The organism is Paenibacillus sp. J31P190 (assembly GCF_059692075.1).
Genome location: NZ_JCAUAS010000034.1, coordinates 39,923 through 61,099, shown reverse-complemented (window position 1 = coordinate 61,099; position 21,177 = coordinate 39,923). Strand labels below are relative to the sequence as shown.

General features: G+C 43.9%; 23 protein-coding genes, 1 rRNA gene and 1 pseudogene. 24 read left to right on the top strand and 1 reads right to left on the bottom strand.

Annotated features, from left to right (window positions below; translation table 11 throughout):
- The 9 genes and pseudogenes from rrf to pssA form a co-directional block, all read left to right on the top strand.
- Positions 1 to 107 (top strand): 5S ribosomal RNA (gene rrf / locus AC58U0_RS33730); the annotation flags it as partial.
- 229 nt (positions 108 to 336) lie between these two features.
- Positions 337 to 798, top strand: coding sequence for a CtsR family transcriptional regulator (locus AC58U0_RS33725; protein WP_029196492.1), 462 nt, complete (start codon positions 337 to 339; stop codon positions 796 to 798).
- Between the two features lie 13 nt (positions 799 to 811).
- Positions 812 to 1,324 (top strand): protein-arginine kinase activator protein McsA, encoded by a 513-nt coding sequence (gene mcsA, locus AC58U0_RS33720; RefSeq protein ID WP_057304286.1) that lies wholly within the window; start codon positions 812 to 814, stop codon positions 1,322 to 1,324.
- A gap of 65 nt (positions 1,325 to 1,389) precedes the next feature.
- Positions 1,390 to 2,409 carry a protein-arginine kinase McsB gene (gene mcsB / locus AC58U0_RS33715; protein WP_497383091.1) on the top strand — a complete coding sequence of 340 codons (1,020 nt, stop codon included), beginning with the start codon at positions 1,390 to 1,392 and terminating at the stop codon, positions 2,407 to 2,409.
- Positions 2,410 to 2,501: 92 nt separating this feature from the next.
- Positions 2,502 to 4,943 (top strand): ATP-dependent protease ATP-binding subunit ClpC, encoded by a 2,442-nt coding sequence (clpC, locus tag AC58U0_RS33710; protein WP_497383090.1) that lies wholly within the window; start codon positions 2,502 to 2,504, stop codon positions 4,941 to 4,943.
- Positions 4,944 to 5,443: 500 nt separating this feature from the next.
- On the top strand, positions 5,444 to 6,874 hold the full coding sequence (gene radA / locus AC58U0_RS33705; protein WP_497383089.1) for a DNA repair protein RadA: 1,431 nt from the start codon (positions 5,444 to 5,446) through the stop codon (positions 6,872 to 6,874).
- A 203-nt stretch (positions 6,875 to 7,077) separates the two neighbouring features.
- A pseudogene (locus tag AC58U0_RS33700) lies at positions 7,078 to 7,275 on the top strand (DNA repair protein RadA); the annotation flags it as partial.
- Between the two features lie 40 nt (positions 7,276 to 7,315).
- Complete coding sequence (gene disA / locus AC58U0_RS33695) at positions 7,316 to 8,395, top strand: DNA integrity scanning diadenylate cyclase DisA (protein WP_082562248.1); 1,080 nt, start codon at positions 7,316 to 7,318, stop codon at positions 8,393 to 8,395.
- A gap of 120 nt (positions 8,396 to 8,515) precedes the next feature.
- Complete coding sequence (gene pssA, locus AC58U0_RS33690) at positions 8,516 to 9,265, top strand: CDP-diacylglycerol--serine O-phosphatidyltransferase (RefSeq protein ID WP_057304282.1); 750 nt, start codon at positions 8,516 to 8,518, stop codon at positions 9,263 to 9,265.
- Between the two features lie 74 nt (positions 9,266 to 9,339).
- On the opposite strand, the gene AC58U0_RS33685 is transcribed toward pssA, so the two are convergent.
- On the bottom strand, positions 9,340 to 9,735 hold the full coding sequence (locus AC58U0_RS33685) for a hypothetical protein (protein WP_047683251.1): 396 nt from the start codon (positions 9,733 to 9,735) through the stop codon (positions 9,340 to 9,342).
- A gap of 155 nt (positions 9,736 to 9,890) precedes the next feature.
- On the opposite strand from AC58U0_RS33685, the gene AC58U0_RS33680 reads away from it, so the two are divergent.
- The 15 genes from AC58U0_RS33680 (at position 9,891) to rplA (ending at position 21,132) form a co-directional block, all read left to right on the top strand.
- Positions 9,891 to 10,958, top strand: coding sequence for a PIN/TRAM domain-containing protein (locus AC58U0_RS33680; RefSeq protein ID WP_057304281.1), 1,068 nt, complete (start codon positions 9,891 to 9,893; stop codon positions 10,956 to 10,958).
- Between the two features lie 89 nt (positions 10,959 to 11,047).
- Positions 11,048 to 11,752: a 2-C-methyl-D-erythritol 4-phosphate cytidylyltransferase gene (gene ispD / locus AC58U0_RS33675; protein ID WP_497383088.1), complete on the top strand. Its 705-nt coding sequence runs from the start codon at positions 11,048 to 11,050 to the stop codon at positions 11,750 to 11,752.
- Entirely contained in the window at positions 11,749 to 12,234 is a 486-nt protein-coding gene (gene ispF, locus AC58U0_RS33670; RefSeq protein WP_057304279.1) for a 2-C-methyl-D-erythritol 2,4-cyclodiphosphate synthase, read from the top strand. Before ispD ends, ispF begins: the two co-directional genes overlap by 4 nt.
- Before the next feature lie 31 nt (positions 12,235 to 12,265).
- Positions 12,266 to 13,720: a glutamate--tRNA ligase gene (gene gltX / locus AC58U0_RS33665; RefSeq protein ID WP_497383087.1), complete on the top strand. Its 1,455-nt coding sequence runs from the start codon at positions 12,266 to 12,268 to the stop codon at positions 13,718 to 13,720.
- A gap of 349 nt (positions 13,721 to 14,069) precedes the next feature.
- On the top strand, positions 14,070 to 14,741 hold the full coding sequence (cysE, locus tag AC58U0_RS33660) for a serine O-acetyltransferase (RefSeq protein WP_246321031.1): 672 nt from the start codon (positions 14,070 to 14,072) through the stop codon (positions 14,739 to 14,741).
- Entirely contained in the window at positions 14,722 to 16,122 is a 1,401-nt protein-coding gene (gene cysS, locus AC58U0_RS33655) for a cysteine--tRNA ligase (protein ID WP_497383086.1), read from the top strand. Before cysE ends, cysS begins: the two co-directional genes overlap by 20 nt.
- The gene (locus AC58U0_RS33650) at positions 16,119 to 16,550 is read left to right on the top strand and encodes a Mini-ribonuclease 3 (protein ID WP_497383085.1); all 432 of its coding nucleotides are present in this window, start codon (positions 16,119 to 16,121) and stop codon (positions 16,548 to 16,550) included. Before cysS ends, AC58U0_RS33650 begins: the two co-directional genes overlap by 4 nt.
- A gap of 53 nt (positions 16,551 to 16,603) precedes the next feature.
- On the top strand, positions 16,604 to 17,344 hold the full coding sequence (gene rlmB, locus AC58U0_RS33645) for a 23S rRNA (guanosine(2251)-2'-O)-methyltransferase RlmB (RefSeq protein WP_497383084.1): 741 nt from the start codon (positions 16,604 to 16,606) through the stop codon (positions 17,342 to 17,344).
- Positions 17,345 to 17,349: 5 nt separating this feature from the next.
- On the top strand, positions 17,350 to 17,862 hold the full coding sequence (locus AC58U0_RS33640; protein WP_261303083.1) for an NYN domain-containing protein: 513 nt from the start codon (positions 17,350 to 17,352) through the stop codon (positions 17,860 to 17,862).
- A 119-nt stretch (positions 17,863 to 17,981) separates the two neighbouring features.
- A complete protein-coding gene (sigH, locus tag AC58U0_RS33635; protein WP_028557511.1) occupies positions 17,982 to 18,626 on the top strand; it encodes an RNA polymerase sporulation sigma factor SigH in 645 nt (214 codons plus the stop codon).
- Positions 18,627 to 18,850: 224 nt separating this feature from the next.
- Entirely contained in the window at positions 18,851 to 19,000 is a 150-nt protein-coding gene (gene rpmG / locus AC58U0_RS33630; RefSeq protein ID WP_079418041.1) for a 50S ribosomal protein L33, read from the top strand.
- A 19-nt stretch (positions 19,001 to 19,019) separates the two neighbouring features.
- Positions 19,020 to 19,232: a preprotein translocase subunit SecE gene (gene secE, locus AC58U0_RS33625; protein ID WP_047683213.1), complete on the top strand. Its 213-nt coding sequence runs from the start codon at positions 19,020 to 19,022 to the stop codon at positions 19,230 to 19,232.
- 24 nt (positions 19,233 to 19,256) lie between these two features.
- Positions 19,257 to 19,790, top strand: coding sequence for a transcription termination/antitermination protein NusG (gene nusG / locus AC58U0_RS33620; protein ID WP_029196473.1), 534 nt, complete (start codon positions 19,257 to 19,259; stop codon positions 19,788 to 19,790).
- A gap of 102 nt (positions 19,791 to 19,892) precedes the next feature.
- Positions 19,893 to 20,318: a 50S ribosomal protein L11 gene (gene rplK, locus AC58U0_RS33615; RefSeq protein WP_028557508.1), complete on the top strand. Its 426-nt coding sequence runs from the start codon at positions 19,893 to 19,895 to the stop codon at positions 20,316 to 20,318.
- Positions 20,319 to 20,439: 121 nt separating this feature from the next.
- Entirely contained in the window at positions 20,440 to 21,132 is a 693-nt protein-coding gene (rplA, locus tag AC58U0_RS33610) for a 50S ribosomal protein L1 (RefSeq protein ID WP_029196471.1), read from the top strand.
- Positions 21,133 to 21,177 lie beyond the last annotated feature (45 nt).

Genomic DNA, 21,177 nt, shown 5'->3' with positions numbered 1-21,177 from the left:
ATGGCGGAGGGGACCCACGCGTTCCCATCTCGAACACGACCGTTAAGCCCTCCAGCGTCGATGGTACTTGAACCGCAGGGTTCTGGGAGAGTAGAACGTTGCCAAGCACAAGAAAAAGCCTTTTTGAGAGTAATCTCAGGAAGGCTTTTTTGTTTTTATTTCGAATAAAACTGTAGGTAAGGTCAACAATAGTAAGGTTCACTTTTGGTTATCGGATCATTAAGGATTTGATTTTTGGAGCAGTACTTGTCAAAAAGAAAGGAAATGATTATAATCTAGTTAAGGTCAAAGAAAGTCAAAGTCAATTTACTTCTGGCAATCTGGGAGGACGAATTGATGCGCAACGTATCAGAAATTATTGAACAGTATTTAAAACATGTCCTGCAGCAGAGTTCCGAAGGGGCCATTGAGATTCAACGCAATGATCTAGCTGATCAGTTCCAATGTGTGCCTTCCCAAATCAATTATGTGATCAGTACAAGGTTTACCTTGGAAAAAGGTTACATTGTGGAAAGCAAGCGCGGCGGTGGTGGATACATTCGTATCCAAAAAATCGAACTCAAGAGTCACGGGTCCATTTTAGACCACATTTTTCGCACGATTCATACGCACATTGATCAAGTTACTTCTGAAGGACTCGTATACCAACTGCAGGAAGGCCACTATATTTCAACACGAGAAGCTAACCTGATTCGGGCAGCAATTTCGAGAGATGTGTTGACCTTCAAGCTCCCGCTGCGCGATGAAATTCGGGCTAAGATTCTTAAAGCAATGCTGATATCCTTGCTTAGCAGATGAGGAGGCATATGAAATGATTTGTCAGGAATGCGGGAAACGACCGGCGACTCTTCATTTTACTAAGATTGTGAATGGAGACAAGAACGAGTTCCACATTTGTGAGAATTGCGCTCGTGAGAAGGGTGAAATGATTCCCGGAACATCCAACGGATTTTCGATTCACAATCTGTTGTCAGGATTACTTGATTTCGAACCATCATCTCTATCCGCTGCAAAGTCTCAGGCGATCCGTTGTGAGAGCTGTGGCCTTACGTATTCTCAATTTAGCAAATTAGGACGTTTTGGTTGCGGATCTTGCTATCAAAGCTTTTCAGAAAAATTAGATCCTCTCTTCAAAAGAGTGCATGGAAATATCGTTCACGTCGGAAAAGTGCCCAAGCGAAGTGGTGGCATCATCCAATGTAAGCGGGAAATTGATACGCTCAAGAAGGATATGATGTCCTGTATCGAACAAGAAGAGTTCGAACAGGCTGCAAAGATTCGTGATCAAATTCGTGAAATTGAGAAGAAAATTGCGGGTATGTGAGTTTGTAAGGAGGTGTGAATCCAGTGACATCACAGCGGTTTACAGCAGATGCATTAAGTGAATGGATGAAAGGCGAAGGGCCTGAATCGGATATCGTCATCAGTAGTCGGATCCGCATTGCTCGCAACCTTAGGGACTACCCTTATCCAATGCTAGCGACGAATCAACAATCACAAGAAGTACTGGATCATTTGTCCGGGGTGCTTGAGAATGATGAGTTGGAGACGATAAGCAATTTTTCGCTCATCCCGTTGTCGGATCTGAATGAGCTTGAGCGAATGGTTCTGGTAGAAAAGCATTTAATTAGTCCTAATTTAGCTAACGAATCCAGGAATGGTGCCGTTATTTTAAGCGAAAATGAATCCATTAGTATTATGATCAACGAAGAGGATCATCTTCGCATACAATGTTTATGTCCCGGTTTTCAGATTAAAGAAGTATGGGATTTGGCGAACCAAATCGATGATATTTTTGAAACACAGCTGGATTACGGGTATGACGAAAAAAGGGGTTACTTAACAAGCTGCCCTACGAATGTCGGTACCGGGATCCGAGCTTCGGTGATGATGCATTTACCGGCGCTAGTGCTAAGCCAACAAATTAATCGCATTTTATCAGCTGTTACGCAAGTTGGGTTGACAGTTAGAGGATTATACGGGGAAGGCAGCGAAGCTTTAGGAAATCTGTTTCAAATATCGAATCAAATTACGCTTGGCCAATCCGAAGATGAGATTATTGATAATTTGCACAGTGTGGCAAGGCAAATTATAGAGCATGAACGTGCTGCGAGACATAAGCTGATTCAAGAGTCCCGAATGCGGATAATAGATCGTGTGAACCGTTCATTAGGAATTCTATCTTATGCGGGAATTATGGATTCGAAAGAAGCCGCGCAGCGTTTATCAGATGTGAGACTTGGCATTGACCTTGGAATTATCAACAACGTCTCATCGAATGTTTTGAATGAATTGTTGGTGATGACGCAACCTGGTTTTCTTCAACAATATGCCGGTGAGAAATTAAGTGCCGAAGAGCGAGATATACGCAGGGCTGAGTTGATTCGCGAAAGATTTGGTAGGGTTTAAGAAGAGGAGAGACTTTAACTCCGTTAAAGATCCCTATATTAGATTCATCCTTTAGGATTTCTATAGATATACTAATTTTGGAGGTGTTCTCTATGATGTTTGGAAGATTTACGGAACGTGCGCAAAAGGTGCTCTCTCTTGCTCAAGAGGAAGCTGTTCGTTTAGGGCATAACAATATTGGTACGGAGCACATTTTACTTGGTCTTATTCGTGAAGGGGAAGGCATTGCCGCTAAAGCGCTCGTTGCTTTGGGCTTAGGTCTTGAGAAAATTCAAGACGAAGTTGAGTCACTGATTGGCAGAGGACAAGAACAGCCTACCAACATTGCGTATACGCCTAGAGCGAAGAAGGTCATTGAACTTTCGATGGACGAAGCGAGAAAATTAGGTCACACGTATGTGGGGACTGAACATATTTTACTCGGGCTTATTCGCGAAGGAGAAGGTGTTGCTGCAAGAGTACTTAATAACTTAGGTGTCTCTTTGAATAAAGCACGTCAACAAGTCCTTCAATTGCTTGGAAGCAGCGAGACGGTGTCACCAAGTCATGGTAGTAATCCGAATGTAAACACACCTACATTGGATGGTTTAGCGAGAGATTTGACGGCGTATGCCAAAGAGGGTCATTTGGATCCTGTGATTGGGCGCAGCAAAGAAATTGAGCGTGTTATTCAAGTATTGAGTCGCAGAACGAAGAACAATCCGGTACTGATCGGTGAGCCAGGTGTTGGTAAAACAGCGATTGCTGAAGGCCTTGCTCAGAAAATTATCAATAATGAAATTCCGGAAACGTTGAAGGACAAAAGGGTAATGACCCTCGATATGGGCTCTGTTGTAGCAGGGACTAAGTATCGCGGCGAGTTCGAAGATCGTCTCAAAAAGATCATGGACGAAATTCGTCAAGCGGGCAATATTGTACTATTCATTGATGAGCTTCACACTTTGATTGGCGCAGGCGGAGCGGAAGGCGCAATTGATGCCTCCAACATCCTGAAACCGGCTCTAGCTAGAGGCGAACTGCAGTGTATTGGTGCTACAACGTTGGATGAATATCGTAAGTATATTGAAAAAGATGCGGCTTTAGAGCGTCGTTTCCAACCTATTACAGTAGATCAACCATCTCCTGAGGAAGCTATTCAAATCCTTTATGGATTACGTGATCGTTATGAAGCTCATCACCGTGTGAAAATTACGGATGCTGCGATCCAAGAAGCTGTAAAACTTTCCGATCGCTACATTACGGACCGTTTCTTACCGGATAAAGCGATCGATTTGATCGATGAGGCGAGCTCCAAAGTAAGACTGCGTTCTTACACAACACCGCCTTCATTGAAACAGCTTGAGAGCAAGCTGGATAACATCCGTAAGGAGAAAGATGCAGCGGTTCAAAGTCAAGAATTCGAGAAAGCAGCTGGACTTCGTGATACGGAACAAAAGCTTCGCGAAGAGTTGGATACAACGAAAAATGATTGGAAAGAGAAGCAAGGTCGCTTGGACACAGAAGTAACGCCAGATGATATCGCGCAAATTGTGGCGAGCTGGACAGGAATTCCGGTAAGTAAACTTGCTGAAGAAGAAACAGAGCGTCTGCTCAAAATGGAAGATATTCTTCATGAGCGTGTCATTGGCCAAGAAGAAGCTGTTAAAGCGGTAAGTCGTGCCATTCGCCGCGCTAGAGCAGGTCTGAAAGATCCGAAACGTCCAATGGGCTCCTTCATATTCCTCGGACCAACGGGTGTTGGTAAAACCGAATTAGCACGCGCATTAGCAGAATCTCTTTTCGGTGATGATAACGCAGTAGTTCGAATTGATATGTCGGAATACATGGAGAAGCACTCGACTTCTAGATTAGTAGGGGCGCCTCCGGGTTACGTTGGATACGAAGAAGGCGGTCAACTCACGGAGAAAGTTCGCCGTAAGCCATATTCGGTCGTACTGCTCGATGAGATCGAGAAAGCACATCCAGAAGTATTCAACATACTACTGCAAGTGCTGGAAGATGGTCGCTTAACAGATTCCAAAGGACGCACGGTTGATTTCCGCAACACATTGATTATTATGACATCCAATGTTGGCGCGGATATGATTAAGAAAAATTCTTCGCTTGGCTTTACGGCTGCTGTCGATGCAGGTAGAGATTACACCAATATGAAGGATAAAGTCATGGGCGAGCTCAAGAAAAGCTTCCGTCCGGAGTTCCTTAACCGGATCGACGAAATTATTGTCTTCCACTCCTTGGAGGAGAAGCATATCGCAGAAATCGTCACATTGATGGCGGACGATCTTCGCAAACGCTTGAAAGAGCAGGAGGTTGATTTCTTGCTGACAGACAAAGCGAAAACGTTCCTTGCCAAAGAAGGGTATGACCCGACTTACGGCGCAAGACCGCTTCGCAGAGCGATTCAGAAGCATATCGAGGATCGCTTATCTGAGGAACTTCTCAGAGGCAATATTGCCAAAGGTGACTCTTTAACCATTGATGAGAAAGATGGCGAACTTGTCGTCCTGAAGGGCGAAGGCGTAGCCGCAAAATAATGAAAGCAAAGAAGCATTTTGCTCCATCCTGTCTAGGGTGCAGCAAAATGCTTTTTTTTGTCACAGCCCCCATCAAATGAGCAATTCGACATTATTCATAAAGAGCTGTCTAATCGACGGCATTGAATATTATAATTTTGGAAGAGTTAAAGAAGTAAAGATTAAAGTGAAATGTGTATGATAAGAAGCTGATCAAGAAAGATATAGAATATGTAGCAGATAATAGCTCATTTGCTACTTTGAACGTAATAAAGTTTGTTAAAATAAATAAATAATGTATCTCAAATGGTATAACCATTGATAAATATGTAAGAAATGCATAAAAAAATGTATGATAGAACGTGGATGTAGAAATAAACAAGAGTTATCACCTAGTTGGCTGTATAAAAGACTTGAAATAAAGCAAGAAGAGCAAAGCATTGACGATTCCAATAGAAAAAAATTAAGTTATTGGAAGAGTTTGCAGAACTATTTGATTATTGGGGAAGTGAATCTTAACTATGAAAAAGAAAACCATATATAAATGTACCAGTTGTGGTCAAGAACATCCAAAATGGCAAGGTTCGTGCAGTAGTTGTCGTGAGTGGAATACCCTTGAAGAAGATGATGTTACAATCGCTCCTAGCGGTGGTCAGAAGGGCATAATCAAAAAGAAGAATGTTATCATAAACCGTCTTACAGATACCGTATCCCAAAACAGTGATAGGATTGTTACCAAGTACAATGAATTTAATCGTGTAATGGGTGGAGGAATCGTTAAAGATTCTGTTACGATTATTACGGCTGTTCCAGGTGCTGGAAAATCCACACTCTTATTGCAAATATCAGATGATGTGGCAAAGCAAGGATTGAAAGTGCTGTATGCTTCAGGTGAAGAAAGTGATAGTCAGATAAAGAGAAGAGCAGAGCGAGTCTTGCAAGATATTCATAAAAACGTTTGGGTTTATTCTGATAATAGTTTGAATAATGTCTTAGGTTGTATTGACCAAGTAGACCCTGACCTCATTATTATTGATAGTATTCAAACTTTTGTATTAGAAGAATATCCGCAAAGACCTGGTTCACCTACGCAGACGATGGAATGCGCGAATACTCTCTTAAAGGTCGCAAAAGATGCACAAAGACCAAGAGCCATTATAATGGTTGGGCAGATGACCAAAGATAACGAATTAGCTGGGTTAAGAGCATTAGAACACTTGGTAGATGCTGTTCTTGTCCTCGAGGGGGAGGAAGGCGAGGAGCTAAAACAGCTATTTTCGACTAAAAATCGCTATGCCAGCACAGGAGAGCTTGGATTTTTCACAATGGGTGAGCAAGGATTAACACCTATTGATAATCCCTCAGAGTTCTTTATGACACAAAGAGACGAGAATGATGTAGTTAGTGGAAGTGCATTAACAGTCGTTAAAGAAGGTACAAGACCCATCATTTTGGAAATAGAAAGTCTGGTATCAACCACGTTCATGCCATACCCAAGCCGGATTGCTGAATGTTTAAAAAAGGACCATGTGAATACACTTATCAGCATCATGGAGCAAAGAGCCAATATCCCTCTTCATGATAAGAACGTGGTTGTTAAAACGACAGGCGGTATTCGTTTAAAAGAACAATCATCAAATTTAGCCGCGATAATGAGCATTGTTTCTTCCTGCAAGAATCAAGGTATCCCCAATGATACTGTATTTATCGCAGATATTGGATTAACGGGTGAATTAAAAAAAGTACCGACGTTAGAACTAAGAATTAGAGAGCTTGAAAGAATGGGTTTCAAACGTGTCTATATTGCGCTCAATGGATTGAAAAGCACAACTACGTTTTCTACAATAAAGGTAATCCCGTGTAAGACATTGAGTCAAGTCATCCACTCTGTATTTGGCGCTTCTTCTAAAGGCAAAGAGGAGAAAGCACCTTGGGATGAGGAAGATAATTAGAACTGATCTTTCAATATATACAACTTCTTTTAAAGGAATGAATTTTCCGTTATACTTAGTTGTAAGGATTTAGCAAATGAACTCCATCCAGTAGTACAGTTCGGATTAAGGGTGTTAGGTTGGATCAAAGCAGCATGAATTTCGAATGTGAAATGTATTATATATGTATGGGATTGTTTTAAGAAGAAGATTATAGACGGGACTTGTTCGGTGAGATCGGGTTGACCGGAGAAGTCAGCGGTGTATCCCGGATTAATCAACGTGTGAAGGAAGCGGAAAAGCTTGGATTCCGTAGAGTAACTATGCCGGAAAAAAGTTTGAAGGGATGAACTCATCCGCCCGGTATGGAGATTATCGGAGTGAACACGGTAGCAGAGGCATTGAAAGCGGCACTGGGTTAACTCGTGGTCATTCAACCTGCAAGCCTTCAGGAGGAAAATGATGAGCAAAGAAGAGATAAAGCGAGACGTCATGAGCCAACTGCTGCAAATGGTAGCACCTGGTACACCGTTCCGTGATGGGTTAGAGAATGTCCTACGCGCCAAAACGGGTGGACTTATTGTAGTTGGATATAGTACAGAAGTAACGGAAATCGTCGATGGCGGTTTTTCCATAGATTGTGATTTCTCCCCCAATTATTTATATGAGCTTGCTAAAATGGATGGTGCGATTATCCTTAGTGAGGACATCAAACGCATCCTATATGCGAACACACAATTAATCCCAGATTCCTCTATCTCATCATCGGAGACGGGAATCAGGCATAGGACTGCCGAACGTGTTGCGAAGCAAACCAATAAGTTGGTTGTTTCGATTTCACAGCGGCGTAACGTCATAACACTTTATCAAGGTAATTTGCGTTACGCGCTGAAAGATATTGGTGTTATCCTGACTAAGGCGAATCAAGCGATCCAGACATTGGAGCGTTACAAAGTTGTATTGGATCAGTCGCTTACCAATCTAAGCGCATCCGAGTTTGAAGAATTGGTAACATTGCACGATGTTACCAATGTCATTGCTCGGTTTGAGATGGTGCTGCGCATTAAGGCCGAGATTAACCGATACATTAATGAGCTTGGGAATGAAGGCCGCCTCATTAGCATGCAGCTTGAAGAACTTGTCGGGAATGCGGAACTTGAAGCGCGTTTGATCGTAAAAGATTATGTACGTGATTTATCGGAAGACCGCGTCAAAGAAATGCAAGCAGGCTTAAAGCGGTTATCCTCGGATGAACTGCTGGAGCCGCACCAAATCATCCGATTGCTTGGATATCCGCATACGAATTCAATTGCAGAAGAACCGGTGTCCCCTCGGGGGTTCCGAATTTTAGGGAAAATTCCGCGGCTACCGTCAATCATTATTGCCAATCTGGTCGAAAAGTTTGGTTACCTGCCTCATATGATGATGGCGACAATTGAAGAATTGGATGAAGTTGACGGAATCGGAGAGGTGAGAGCCCGCGCCATTAAGGAAGGTCTCAAAAGAATTCAAGAACAAGTGTTCATTGACAGACATATTTAAACTAGATACAATCATAAAGTATCATTGTTGAGGTTTTGTTAAGGCAAGGCAGTTTTATGCAGTCGAGGTTTTATTAAGTCGAGATAAGGGTATAGTAAATCCAGAGGTGGACAAAAACATATGTTAACGAAATCAATTCCCAGTCTTTTTACAGTAGGGAACTTATTCCTAGGTGTATTGTCAATTATTCTTGCTTTCAGTGGTGAACATGGAGTTGCAGCAGTACTTGTCATTGTCGCTATGTTGCTTGATGGACTTGACGGACGTGTAGCCAGAGCTTTGAACGCACAGAGTGAGTTCGGTAAAGAGTTAGATTCGCTGTCCGATGTCATTTCATTCGGTGTAGCACCCGCTTTTATCATGTATGTGGTTGCATTTAATGACCCGAATGTGATTAGTCCGGCATTTGCTTGGATTGTTACAGCGATCTTCCCGATTTGTGGAGCGCTCCGTTTAGCTCGTTTCAATGTTGTTGCCGGTACGCCTGGCTATTTTATCGGTCTTCCGATTCCAGCCGCGGGCGGAGTTCTTTGTACACTAGCTTTGTTCGTGAACGAAATTAATGTATATGTTTTGTTAGTGAGTACTATCCTGTTGTCTTACTTAATGGTAAGTACAGTGAAGTATCCAAACTTCAAAAAAGCGGGTATTCCGAAAGCAGCGATCTGGATTACGCCAATTATTGTTGCTGTAGCTATTTTGATCGCTATCAAGTGGCCAGAGTCTATTTCTAAAATGATTTTCGTACCCCTGTTAGCGTACGCGCTATATGGCCTAAAAAAAAACGTTGATGGGTTCTTCATCCGTCTCCGGAGAAAGAACAAAAGACGAGGCATGGACGACACGAATTCAGTGAAATCGGACGTTTAACACAGGTTTCGAAAATAAAAAGCATTTATTTTCTTCTGATGATTCAGAGAGAAAATAAATGCTTTTTTTCGTTTTCATGACATGTTGAATAGTCCCAGTGTTGTGCATTTCTTCGATTCGTTCTCAACGACTTGCTCCAAATTTACGTCTAGGATGTTACTAAGTGCAGACATATAGAAGAGGTTTCTACCCAGTTCCGTACTTACGACCTCAATGCATTGTTCACATAAGTGACCAGATACATGAGTGCCGAGTACATCCTTAGCCTCATCCAAAGTCATCTCAGGATGATACTCTTGCTTAGCTGCATGAACCTGAATACATCCACATTCCGTAATAGATTTCACCACGGAACGATTAGTAGCTGCGCCTGACTGTTGAAATTTGGATAAGACGTCAAGCAGACTTCGGTGACGGAGTAACAATTCAGATACTTGATCCTGAAACTGCTTTAAAGTCAAGGAGCTCATTCCATCCACCTCGGGTGTGTTGGTAACTTCTAATTTCATTATAAAGGAAGCCCTCTAATATTTCAATTTTCCATGTAAAGAAGTGATTAACGTTGGAGAAATTGGAACATAATTGTAATAAGGCTTAAAACAAGTTTGATTTAGGGGGTGAATCTGTGATGAGGAAATGGGTACAAATCATTTTGGCCATCATGGGTGGTAGTTTAGGTTATAGTTGGAGTGATTCGATCCTTCGAAAGACAGTGTTAATGAGTGATGCGGGACAAGTTATTTGGATTAATAGTTTATGCGCAGTAGGTATGTTCTTCCTTTCGTCATGGGTTGCTAGTCAGGGAATGAAACTGCTTATGAGAGGCGAAAGGAATGTAGCGGATATCCCGGTGTCCGATTTACTCTCAGGTACGTTAGGCTTAGTCATTGGACTGCTTATATCCGTATTGGTGTTCCCTGTACTGGAGCAGGCGAAGTGGGCTAGTCCCTTTTTACCGTTCATTGTGTCTGCGGTATTAGCTGTTATGGGGTTCCGTATCGGTTACAGCAAGCGGGAAGAGCTGGTTCAGATCATTGCAAAGAGTCGATCCACAGGCCCCGAGAAGCAGACACACCGTCCTTATGAGGAGCATAAGATTCTCGACACTAGTGTCATAATTGATGGCAGGATCGCTGATATTTGTAAAACAGGCTTTATCGAGGGTACCCTCGTTATTCCCGAATTTGTCTTGGAAGAGCTGCAGCACATTGCCGATTCATCGGATTTACTCAAGCGGAATCGCGGTCGACGCGGTCTGGACATTTTGAACAAAATTCAAAAGGAACTTGAAGTGAAAGTGCTCATTTACGAAGGAGATTTCGAGGAAATATCTGAAGTAGATAGCAAGCTAGTCCGACTCGCAAAAGTACTGCAAGGCAAAGTGATTACGAATGATTTCAATCTAAACAAAGTATGTGAACTGCAAGGTGTTTCTGTACTCAATATCAACGACCTCGCGAATGCAGTGAAGCCTGTTGTCCTACCGGGTGAAGAAATCATAGTTCAAGTCATTAAGGATGGCAAGGAGCATGGACAAGGTGTAGCTTATCTGGACGACGGTACGATGATCGTGGTGGAAGGCGGGCGTGAATTCATTGGGATGACACTCGAAGTGATGGTCACAAGTGTTCTGCAGACATCGGCGGGACGTATGATTTTCGCTAAACCGAAACTATTGGAAAAAGCACAGTAAAACCAGTATGATAAGGAGATGTAACATAGCTCTATGGGCCTATGCTTACGAAGAAAGCTTTCTTTTGAAAGCACTTAGTTGGAGGTCTTATGGGGAAGCTAGGAGTTATCATCGTGGCAGCGGGCAAGGGCTCGCGAATGGGAACGGCTGAAAGTAAACAATACTTACAACTGGGACACAAGCCAATTCTGGTACATACCTTGCAATTATTTCAAAACATACATGAAGTGGATGAAATCATTCTCGTTGTTGGGGGAACTGATGTAGATCGCTGTAGAGGCTTTGTGCAGGACTACGCTCTTTCCAAGGTCACTCATGTGCTAGCAGGAGGCGCCGAACGTCAAGATTCCGTTAGACGGGGTCTGGACTCCTTACAGAGGGATACAACGTGGGTACTCGTTCATGACGGTGTTAGGCCTTTTGTGAAAAAAGAACATGTGTTCGATTGTCTTGTGAAAGCACAAGAACAGGATGCAGCTGTACTGGCCGTTCCTGTTAAAGATACGATCAAAATCGTAGATACCGAGAAACGAATTCAATCTACACCCGATAGACGAAGCTTGTGGGCGATCCAAACGCCGCAAGCTTTTCGGCTTTCTCTTCTACAGGAAGCGCACGAACGGGCTCTTCAGGATGATTTCATGGGGACGGACGATGCGATGTTGGTTGAACGAATAGGAACAACGGTGCATGTGGTCGAAGGGGACTATTATAATATTAAGATTACGACACCGGAAGATTTGCCATGGGCAGAATGGATACTATACAACGTAAGGGGAGAGGGACAGCTATGATTCGCGTAGGACAAGGATTTGATGTTCATCAGTTGGTGGAAGGCCGTAAGTGCATTATTGGAGGCGTGACGATTCCTTATGAAAAAGGGCTGCTCGGTCACTCCGATGCGGACGTACTGCTGCACGCTATTAGCGATGCTATTTTAGGCGCACTGGGCTTAGGCGATATCGGGAAGCATTTCCCGGATACAGCTGCAGAGTTCAAGGATGCGGATAGTCTAGTACTGCTGAAGCAGGTATGGCAGCTGGCTAAGGACAAAGGTTATCACCTTGGGAATACGGACTCTACAATCATTGCGCAGAAGCCCAAAATGGCGCCGTACATCCCGCAGATGGTAGAAATTATTGCCGCTGCGCTAGACGCTAAGCCAGATCAAGTCAATGTGAAGGCTACGACGACGGAACAGCTTGGTTTCACGGGTCGAGGTGAAGGAATTGCTGCGCAATCGGTTGTTTGTTTAATTCGAGATGTGCTAGAATAGCAGGTAATATTGGGGAGAAGAGGGTACACACATGAATCAGCCTTTACGTGTGCGTTATGCACCTAGTCCGACTGGACATTTACATATTGGCGGTGCTCGTACAGCACTGTTTGATTATTTATTGGCGCGTCGCCATGGCGGTGCGTTCGTTGTTCGTTTTGAAGATACTGATCAAACTCGTCATAAAGAGTCTGGTATCGAGGATCAACTGAATGGCCTAAGATGGCTTGGTTTAGAGTGGGATGAGAGCGTAGATATCGGAGGTCCATACGGTCCTTATCGTCAGATGGAGCGCCTGGATATTTATAAGACGTATCTCGATCAATTGGTTCAGAGCGGCCACGCATACCATTGTTATTGCTCGGAAGCGGATTTGGAGCAGGAGCGGGCAGAGCAAGAAGCACGCGGGGAAATGGGCGGTTATTCAGGTAAATGCCGTAACTTAACACCTGAGCAGATTGCTGCTTATCAAGCTGAAGGACGCAAGCCTTCCATTCGTTTCCGTGTTCCAGAAGACCGGATTATCGGCTTTCAGGATAAGGTGCGAGAGCATGTTGAATTTGAATCCAATGGGATTGGTGATTTCATCATTGCACGTACCGATGGTATTCCAACCTATAATTTTGCTGTCATTGTGGACGATCATTTGATGAAAATCAATCTGGTTATTCGCGGTGAGGAGCATCTATCCAATACACCAAGACAAATCCTCATGTACGAAGCACTGGGACTTCCTGTGCCTGACTTTGCTCATTTAGCGCTTATCTTGAATCCAGATCGCAAAAAAATGAGTAAACGGGATGAATCCATCATTCAGTTTATCGAACAGTACAAAGAGCTAGGCTATCTGCCTGAAGCTGTTGTTAACTTCATTGCTCTGCTCGGCTGGTCTCCTGGCGGCGAAGAAGAAATGTTCACGAAAGAAGAACTTATTGCCCAGTTTGACCTGGATCGCGTATCCAAAAGTCCGGCTGTGTTTGATATGGATAAATTGAATTGGATGAACAATGCTTATTTGAAAAAGGCGCCGCTCTCCCGAGTGGTCGAGTTATGCGTGCCTCATCTGCAAAAGGCAGGATACATCCAAGGTGATTTGGATGCCGCAGTTCAAGAGTGGGTAACGGCTCTGGTAGGCCTCAATCAAGAGAGAATGCGTTTCGCGGCAGAGATCGTCGAGCTATCCAGCATCTTCTTCAAAGAAGAGTTGGTCATCGATGAGGAAGCAGCTGCTGTTTTGAAAGAGGAGCATGTGCCTGTTGTGCTAGCTAGCTTCCTCACGCAAGTCGAGCAAGCGGAAGCTTTCACCGTAGAAGCCATCCCTGCTTTGCTGAAACAAGTGCAGAAGGATACGGGCTTCAAAGGGAAACAACTATTCATGTCCATTCGTTCTGCTCTAACGGGGCAAGTGCACGGACCTGACTTAAATGTGTCTCTTTACTTACTTGGCAAAGAAAAAGTCGCATCACGTCTAAGGAACTTATTGTAAAGCGGGTTTCTTTTCGCTATACTTAGTTCAATATCGAATGCAATGATCAGGAGAGTACGTTTAACTAGGGATTTATCAGAGAGGATAATCGAAGCCGCGAGGCTTTGGCTGTGAGTTATCCAATTCCTGTAATCGGAAATGCACCTGGGAGCTGCCGCGCCGAATACTCGTAAGAGTAGGGTAGGCGCAGCCGGAATACCCACGTTACGGGAACTTAAGTTGGGAGACTTCCGAGTCACCAAGCAGAGTGGAACCGCGATAACTACGCCTCTGCAGCCATATGGCTGCGGGGGCTTTTTTTGTTTTAGAAGAAGAATCCTTGTATGATTTCTACGAAGAAGGTGAGAACATGTGGGCAACGATCAAATCTGATATATCCGCCGTATTCGATAACGACCCGGCTGCACGCAGCTGGTTTGAGGTTGTTTTTACGTATTCTGGTCTTCATGCGATTTGGTCCCATCGAATCGGTCATTGGTTTTACAAGCGAGGAATGTATACGATTGCTCGTATCGTTTCGCAGTGGAGCCGGTTCATGACAGGGATTGAGATTCATCCGGGTGCAACTATAGGGAAGAGACTATTTATTGATCATGGCATGGGTGTTGTTATCGGGGAAACCTGTGAGATTGGTGATGATGTCATCCTATACCAAGGGGTAACCTTAGGGGGGACGGGCAAAGAAAAAGGTAAGAGACATCCAACTATTGGCAATAATGTAGTTATTGGCTCTGGTGCCAAAATTCTTGGTTCTTTCCTTGTAGGCGAAAATTCACGTATTGGTTCTAATGCGGTAGTCATTCAGGAAGTTCCTTCCAATAGCACCGTCGTCACGATCCCTGCTAAACTTGTTAAGCGGGACGGGGTTCGTGTAAATCGTCTGGACCATGGGAACTTACCTGATCCTATTGTTGATATATTTCAGGAATTACAGAATCAGATTAATGATTTAAAACAGCAACTTGAACAAGAACGCCTTAAGAATGGAGAAACGAGAGAACATGACACTCAGAGTGTATAATACGCTAACGCGGAAAAAAGAAGAATTCGTTCCAATTGAACCAGGCAAAGTGAAGATGTACGTTTGCGGGCCTACTGTGTATAACTATATTCATATTGGTAACGGCAGACCGGTAATTTTCTTTGATGTTGTACGTCGCTATTTGGAATCTCAGAAGTATGAAGTGACCTATATTACGAACTTTACCGATGTGGACGATAAAATGATTCGTAAAGCCGAGGAGTTGGCTGTTACCGTTCCAGAGCTTGCAGAAACATTCATTCAAGCCTTTTTGGACGACGTCAAAACGCTTGGCGTTCACGATGCTACTTTGAATCCGCGTGTGACGGAGAACATCCAGGAAATTATAGATTTCATTGTCGCCCTAGTTGAGAAAGATTTTGCCTACGAAGCCGGCGGTGACGTTTATTACCGAACCAGCAAATTTGCGGAGTATGGCAAGTTATCCAATCAAAATCTGGAAGAGCTCCAATACGGTATCCGCATTGAAGTAGACGATCGCAAAGAGAGTCCTCAGGATTTTGTTCTGTGGAAAGCAGCCAAACCGGGAGAAATTTATTGGGATAGTCCATGGGGCCAAGGCCGTCCAGGCTGGCATATCGAATGTTCCGCCATGGTGCGCAAATATTTGGGTGAAACGATTGATATTCACGGTGGCGGACAAGACTTGACGTTCCCGCATCATGAATGTGAAATCGCTCAGACTGAAGCTGTAACGGGGCATCCGATGGCTAATTATTGGCTGCACAATGCCTTCCTTAACATTGACAATGAGAAGATGTCCAAGTCACTTGGCAACGGAATTCTTATTCGTGATCTCGTTAAACTAATCAAGCCGCAAGTATTCCGTTTCTTTATGTTATCCGCGCACTATCGCAATCCGCTGAATTTCAGCGATGAAAGCTTGAAACAAGCCTCTAACGCGTTAGAACGTATTCAGAATGCTTATGACAACTTGAAGCATCGACTTACTACTGCTTCTGCGACTAGCGAAATAGAATCAACATTAACGGATCGCCTGACTGCGATTGCGAGCCAGTTTGACGATAAGATGAACGACGATTTCAATACTCCGGATGCAATTACAGCGGTATTCGACCTTGTTGCTGAAGCGAACCTGTACCTGCAACAGGAGCGGGTAAATGCCGCCGCGCTGCAGCTTTTCTTAGATCAGCTGCAAGCGTTCGACCAAACCTTAGGGATTCTTTCGCAGCAAACGGATGAGTTGTTGGATGAAGAGATTGAGCAGTTGATTATCGAACGGACGGAATCGCGTAAGTCGAAGAACTGGGCTCGCGCGGATGAAATCCGTGATCTGCTCACAGAGAAAGGGATATTCCTTGAAGATACACCACAGGGAATACGTTGGCGACGTAAATGAGCGAGTCTATCCATGACGGTGCAAACCTTTTTATTTTTCCGCCATCTAAAAGTCCCCATTTACTGAATCCGCTTGTACTGGCATATATAGGGGATGCTGTGTATGAAGTATACATCAGGCAATATGTCATATCTGGACCTAACCATCGGCCGAACCATTTGCACAAAGCATCGACGGGATATGTCTCAGCCAAAGCGCAATCCAAATTGTTGGAGGCTTTGATGCCGATGCTATCGGAAGAAGAAGTAGACATGGTAAAGCGGGGACGCAATGCCAAATCAGGAACTACAGCCAAAAACGCGGAGGTGCTGGAATACCGGCACAGCACCGCGTTTGAGTGCTTAATCGGATATTTGTACTATAAACAATCTTTTGAGAGATTGAAGGAAATATTAGACTTTGCGATTACTTATAAGCAGAACAAGTAGCTTAAGCTAACGATGATTGTATTGTTCAAGCAAAACTTTTAGGAGGAACAGGAATGGATGAAGAATATATCGGCGGGAAGCACTCCGTTCTGGAGGCGCTTCGTGCAGGTCGGACGATTAATAAAATATGGATTGCAGAGAGTGCTCAGAAGCAATTCGCGGGTCCTATTGTAGCGGAAGCCAAAAATGTAGGCATTATCGTTCAGTTTTCGGACAAGCGCAAGCTGGACCAAATGGCTGAAGGACTTCAACACCAAGGGGTTGTAGCGCAAGTTGCTGCCTACGAGTATGTCGAAGTAGAAGATATTCTAGCTAAGGCTAAAGAACTCGGGCAAGAACCTTTTATCTTGATTCTTGATGAGATCGAGGATCCGCATAATTTGGGTTCGATCCTGCGAACTGCAGATTGCACAGGTGTTCATGGCGTCATTATTCCCAAACGTCGTTCCGTCGGACTTACAGCTACAGTTTCCAAGACTTCAGCTGGGGCTGTTGAATATGTTCCCGTTGCGCGTGTGACGAATATCGCGCAGACGATTGAGAAATTGAAAGAGCAGGGAGTTTGGGTCGCTGGAACGGATGTAACCGCCGCTCAAGACGTGTATAAAGCCAACTTTAGTATTCCAATAGCACTTGTTATTGGCAATGAAGGTAAAGGTGTTGGTCGATTAATTAAAGAGAAATGTGACTTCTTAGTTAAGCTTCCGATGGCAGGGCATGTGAATTCCTTGAATGCGTCCGTTGCCGCGGGGGTATTGATGTATGAAGTGGTTAGACAGCGTAATAAGAGTTAAATGAAATGGAACAGTTTCTGATTGTTGATGGCTACAATATTATTGGCGCTTGGCCGGAGCTGAGTAAGCTGAAGGACACGGATCTGGAGGGCGCTCGCGATCAGTTAATTCATATGCTAGCGGAGTATCAATCCTACTCGGGTATGAAGGTATATCTTGTTTTTGATGCCTATATGGTACCAGGACTTGGTAAGAAATATGTGCAGAGTAAGCTTACAGTACTCTATACCAAAGAGAAGGAAACGGCAGATGAACGGATCGAACGCCTGGTCACGAATCTGATGGGAAGGCGTAAGCAGATCTACGTAGCCACCTCGGATATGATTGAGCAGCATGTCATATTCGGTAAAGGAGCTCTTCGGATGCCCGCTGGTGAACTGCTAGTCAAAATCAAACAGAATCGCAAAGAAGTGAGAGAACGTATTCATCCTGAAACCTCATCCAAGCGTAATCCGTTCGAAAGTAAACTGAGCCATGAGCTCAAAGAGCAGTTCGAGCGGTGGCGAAGAGGAGAGTGAATCCTCCAAATGCTAGAAATGGTGCGGTTCCCCGTTGACGGTGTGAGTTTTCTTCATGTATACTTAACCTAAACTTTTATAGTGAATCTGGGTAGTCCTGCAGGCCGGAGGGATTGTTGGTGAGTGTCGACCTCAAAGAACTGAGAATGTATGATTATGACCTCAAGCCAGATGAAGACATCGTCGAAGCAGTTCGTGAAGGCAGTAGCGAAGCGTTGGAATACCTTATCAATAAATATAAGAATTTCGTACGTGCCAAAGCACGTTCTTATTTTTTGATAGGTGCAGACCGAGAAGACATTGTGCAGGAAGGTATGATAGGTTTATATAAATCTATTCGCGACTTCCGAGGAGACAAGCTTGCTTCATTCAAAGCCTTTGCTGAACTGTGCATCACTCGACAGATCATCACGGCTATCAAAACAGCAACGCGTCAGAAGCACATTCCTCTTAACTCCTACGTGTCACTGGACAAGCCTATCTATGATGAAGATTCTGATCGTACGCTGCTTGACGTTATTAGCGGTTCCCGGGTTACAGATCCTGAGGAGCTTGTAATCAATCAAGAAGAGTTTACGGGCCTTGAAGATAAAATGGGAGAGATATTAAGTGACCTAGAGCGCAGGGTGCTGATGCTCTATCTCGATGGCAGATCGTATCAAGAAATTGCCGTTGATCTCGATCGTCATGTGAAGTCTATTGATAATGCTCTTCAACGTGTTAAACGCAAACTTGAACGTTATCTAGAAGTCCGAGATTTGTAGGAAGTACCCGCGCCGCTTAAGCTGTGCGGGTGTTTTTCTTTGGGGGAATGTTTAACAATTGTCTAGAGGGTCTATACTGATGATACTCTCGCATTTATGAGACTTCTGCCTTGACACCCTATTACGGGTTGTGATAAAGTATTTCAGGTAGCCCTAAAAGTCGCTTTCTTTTTGACGCGCTTAGAAGGGCTTTAATTAGAAAGTGTCTGTAGGAGGTGTACATCATGCGGGTCATCATCACATTAGCGTGCACAAATTGCAAACAAAGAAACTATGCATCCACTAAAAATAAGCGCAACAATCCCGACCGTATTGAGTTGAAGAAATATTGCAAATTTTGCAATGAACATACTGCTCATCGCGAGACTAGGTAGTTCTTTGGAGGTGTAGTTTGTGGCGTTCTTGGCTAGAATGAGACAAAGCTTCGGATCCACTTTTTCCTTCTTCACCGACAGTTGGTCAGAACTCAAAAAGGTCAAGTGGCCAAGTCGCAAAGAAATGACTACCTATACGCTTGTCGTTATTGGTACCGTAACTTTTGTTGCCATCTATTTTTTTGTGCTGGATCTAGGAATTTCTGAGTTGCTGCGCCTTGTTTTTAAATAAACAGGACTATAGGTGAATTTATTCATGGAAAAAAGATGGTACGTCGTACATACCTATTCAGGGTATGAGAACAAAGTGAAAGCCAACCTAGAGAAACGCGTTGAATCTATGGAAATGACGGACAAGATCTTCCGTGTGCTTGTGCCTATGGAAGAAGAACTGGTAAACAAAGACGGCAAGAAAAAAGTCGTCATGCGTAAAGTTTATCCGGGTTATGTCCTCGTAGAAATGATTCAAACGGATGACTCTTGGTATGTCGTGCGTAATACGCCAGGAGTAACTGGATTCGTAGGTTCTACAGGATCCGGCTCTAAGCCGACTGCATTATTACCTGAGGAAGTTGAATCTATCCTGAAGCATATGGGTATGGAAGAGCCGAAGGAGAAAATCGACTTCGAACTCAAAGAAACCGTACGCGTCAAGGTAGGACCTTTCGCAAACTTTGTCGGCTCTGTTGAAGAAATTGTTGCTGACAAGGGTAAACTTAAGGTACACGTCAACATGTTTGGTAGAGAAACCCCGCTTGAGCTCGATTTCGACCAAGTGGAAAAGCTATAAAACAAGAAAACCAAGGGTTTCTACCAGGTCTATTCCTCGGGATAGACCTTCGTTAGTGGGATGGCAATGAGATCCCATATTAAAAGCAAGGAGGTGTCTATCATGGCAAAAAAGGTTATTAAAATCGTGAAGCTTCAAGTTCAAGCTGCGAAAGCAAATCCAGCACCACCGATCGGTCCAGCATTGGGTCAAGCAGGTGTGAACATCATGGCTTTCTGTAAAGAGTTTAACGCTCGTACTGCTGATCAAGTTGGTCTTATCATTCCAGTTGAAATCACTGTATTCGAGGATCGTTCCTTTACATTCATCACTAAAACGCCTCCGGCTGCAGTTCTTCTTCGCGTCGTTGCTGGTATCGAAAAAGGATCCGGTGAACCAAACAAAAAGAAAGTTGCAACTGTGAAACGCGCTAAAGTTCGCGAAATCGCTGAACAAAAAATGCCTGACCTAAATGCTGCATCCGTTGAGGCTGCAATGCGTATGGTTGAAGGTACTGCTCGCAGCATGGGAATCGTCATCGAAGATTAATTCCGCAAGGAATGCGGTTAAACGATAAGCGCAAGCTGTCGAAGTGGGTTTTCTTCGAGAAAACTCTTCAGCCGCTCGGTGGGAGGATTATCCGCTAATACCACTAAGGAGGATATTTAAAATGCCTAAACACGGTAAAAAATACCGCGAAGTATCTCAGCTTGTAAATGCTGAAACTTTGTATGATCCGTCAGAAGCAATCGAGCTTGTTAAGAAAACAGCTCCTGCTAAATTTGATGAAACTGTAGATGTTGCAGTTCGTCTGGGTGTTGACCCAAGAAAACAAGATCAGGCTGTTCGTGGTGTTGTTGTACTTCCACACGGTACTGGTAAAACGAAACGTGTACTTGTATTTGCTAAAGGCGAGAAAGCGAAAGAAGCTGAAGCGGCTGGTGCAGATTTTGTTGGTGATGCTGACATGATCAACAAAATTCAACAAGGTTGGTTCGAATTTGACGTTTGCGTAGCTACTCCGGACATGATGAGCGAAGTTGGTAAACTGGGTCGTATCCTCGGGGGTAAAGGTTTAATGCCAAACCCTAAAGCAGGAACAGTTACTTTCGACGTTACCAAAGCTGTTCAAGAGATCAAAGCAGGTAAAATCGAGTACCGTCTTGACAAAGCAGGCCAAATCCATGCTCCACTTGGCAAAGTATCTTTCGATGCTGATAAGTTGAACGAAAACTTCAAAGCATTGGTTGATGCACTTGTAAGAGCGAAACCAGCAGCTGCTAAAGGTGTTTACCTGAAAAACATTGCTGTATCCTCCACAATGGGCCCAAGCGTTCGCGTGAACCTGCAATCCTTCAGATAAGTAAAAGCTACCAGTTGACTTCGGTTGCTGGGCGTGATACTCTAT

Excerpts from the sequence above, each read along its gene's own strand:
- AC58U0_RS33725 (WP_029196492.1), top strand. The coding sequence starts at position 337 with ATGCGCAACGTATCAGAAATTATTGAACAGTATTTAAAACATGTCCTG.
- mcsA (WP_057304286.1), top strand. The coding sequence starts at position 812 with ATGATTTGTCAGGAATGCGGGAAACGACCGGCGACTCTTCATTTTACT.
- mcsB (WP_497383091.1), top strand. The coding sequence starts at position 1,390 with ATGAAAGGCGAAGGGCCTGAATCGGATATCGTCATCAGTAGTCGGATC.
- clpC (WP_497383090.1), top strand. The coding sequence starts at position 2,502 with ATGATGTTTGGAAGATTTACGGAACGTGCGCAAAAGGTGCTCTCTCTT.
- radA (WP_497383089.1), top strand. The coding sequence starts at position 5,444 with ATGAAAAAGAAAACCATATATAAATGTACCAGTTGTGGTCAAGAACAT.
- disA (WP_082562248.1), top strand. The coding sequence starts at position 7,316 with ATGAGCAAAGAAGAGATAAAGCGAGACGTCATGAGCCAACTGCTGCAA.
- pssA (WP_057304282.1), top strand. The coding sequence starts at position 8,516 with ATGTTAACGAAATCAATTCCCAGTCTTTTTACAGTAGGGAACTTATTC.
- AC58U0_RS33685 (WP_047683251.1), bottom strand. The coding sequence starts at position 9,735 with ATGAGCTCCTTGACTTTAAAGCAGTTTCAGGATCAAGTATCTGAATTG.
- ispD (WP_497383088.1), top strand. The coding sequence starts at position 11,048 with ATGGGGAAGCTAGGAGTTATCATCGTGGCAGCGGGCAAGGGCTCGCGA.
- ispF (WP_057304279.1), top strand. The coding sequence starts at position 11,749 with ATGATTCGCGTAGGACAAGGATTTGATGTTCATCAGTTGGTGGAAGGC.
- gltX (WP_497383087.1), top strand. The coding sequence starts at position 12,266 with ATGAATCAGCCTTTACGTGTGCGTTATGCACCTAGTCCGACTGGACAT.
- cysE (WP_246321031.1), top strand. The coding sequence starts at position 14,070 with ATGTGGGCAACGATCAAATCTGATATATCCGCCGTATTCGATAACGAC.
- cysS (WP_497383086.1), top strand. The coding sequence starts at position 14,722 with ATGACACTCAGAGTGTATAATACGCTAACGCGGAAAAAAGAAGAATTC.
- AC58U0_RS33650 (WP_497383085.1), top strand. The coding sequence starts at position 16,119 with ATGAGCGAGTCTATCCATGACGGTGCAAACCTTTTTATTTTTCCGCCA.
- rlmB (WP_497383084.1), top strand. The coding sequence starts at position 16,604 with ATGGATGAAGAATATATCGGCGGGAAGCACTCCGTTCTGGAGGCGCTT.
- AC58U0_RS33640 (WP_261303083.1), top strand. The coding sequence starts at position 17,350 with ATGGAACAGTTTCTGATTGTTGATGGCTACAATATTATTGGCGCTTGG.
- rpmG (WP_079418041.1), top strand. The coding sequence starts at position 18,851 with ATGCGGGTCATCATCACATTAGCGTGCACAAATTGCAAACAAAGAAAC.
- nusG (WP_029196473.1), top strand. The coding sequence starts at position 19,257 with ATGGAAAAAAGATGGTACGTCGTACATACCTATTCAGGGTATGAGAAC.
- rplK (WP_028557508.1), top strand. The coding sequence starts at position 19,893 with ATGGCAAAAAAGGTTATTAAAATCGTGAAGCTTCAAGTTCAAGCTGCG.
- rplA (WP_029196471.1), top strand. The coding sequence starts at position 20,440 with ATGCCTAAACACGGTAAAAAATACCGCGAAGTATCTCAGCTTGTAAAT.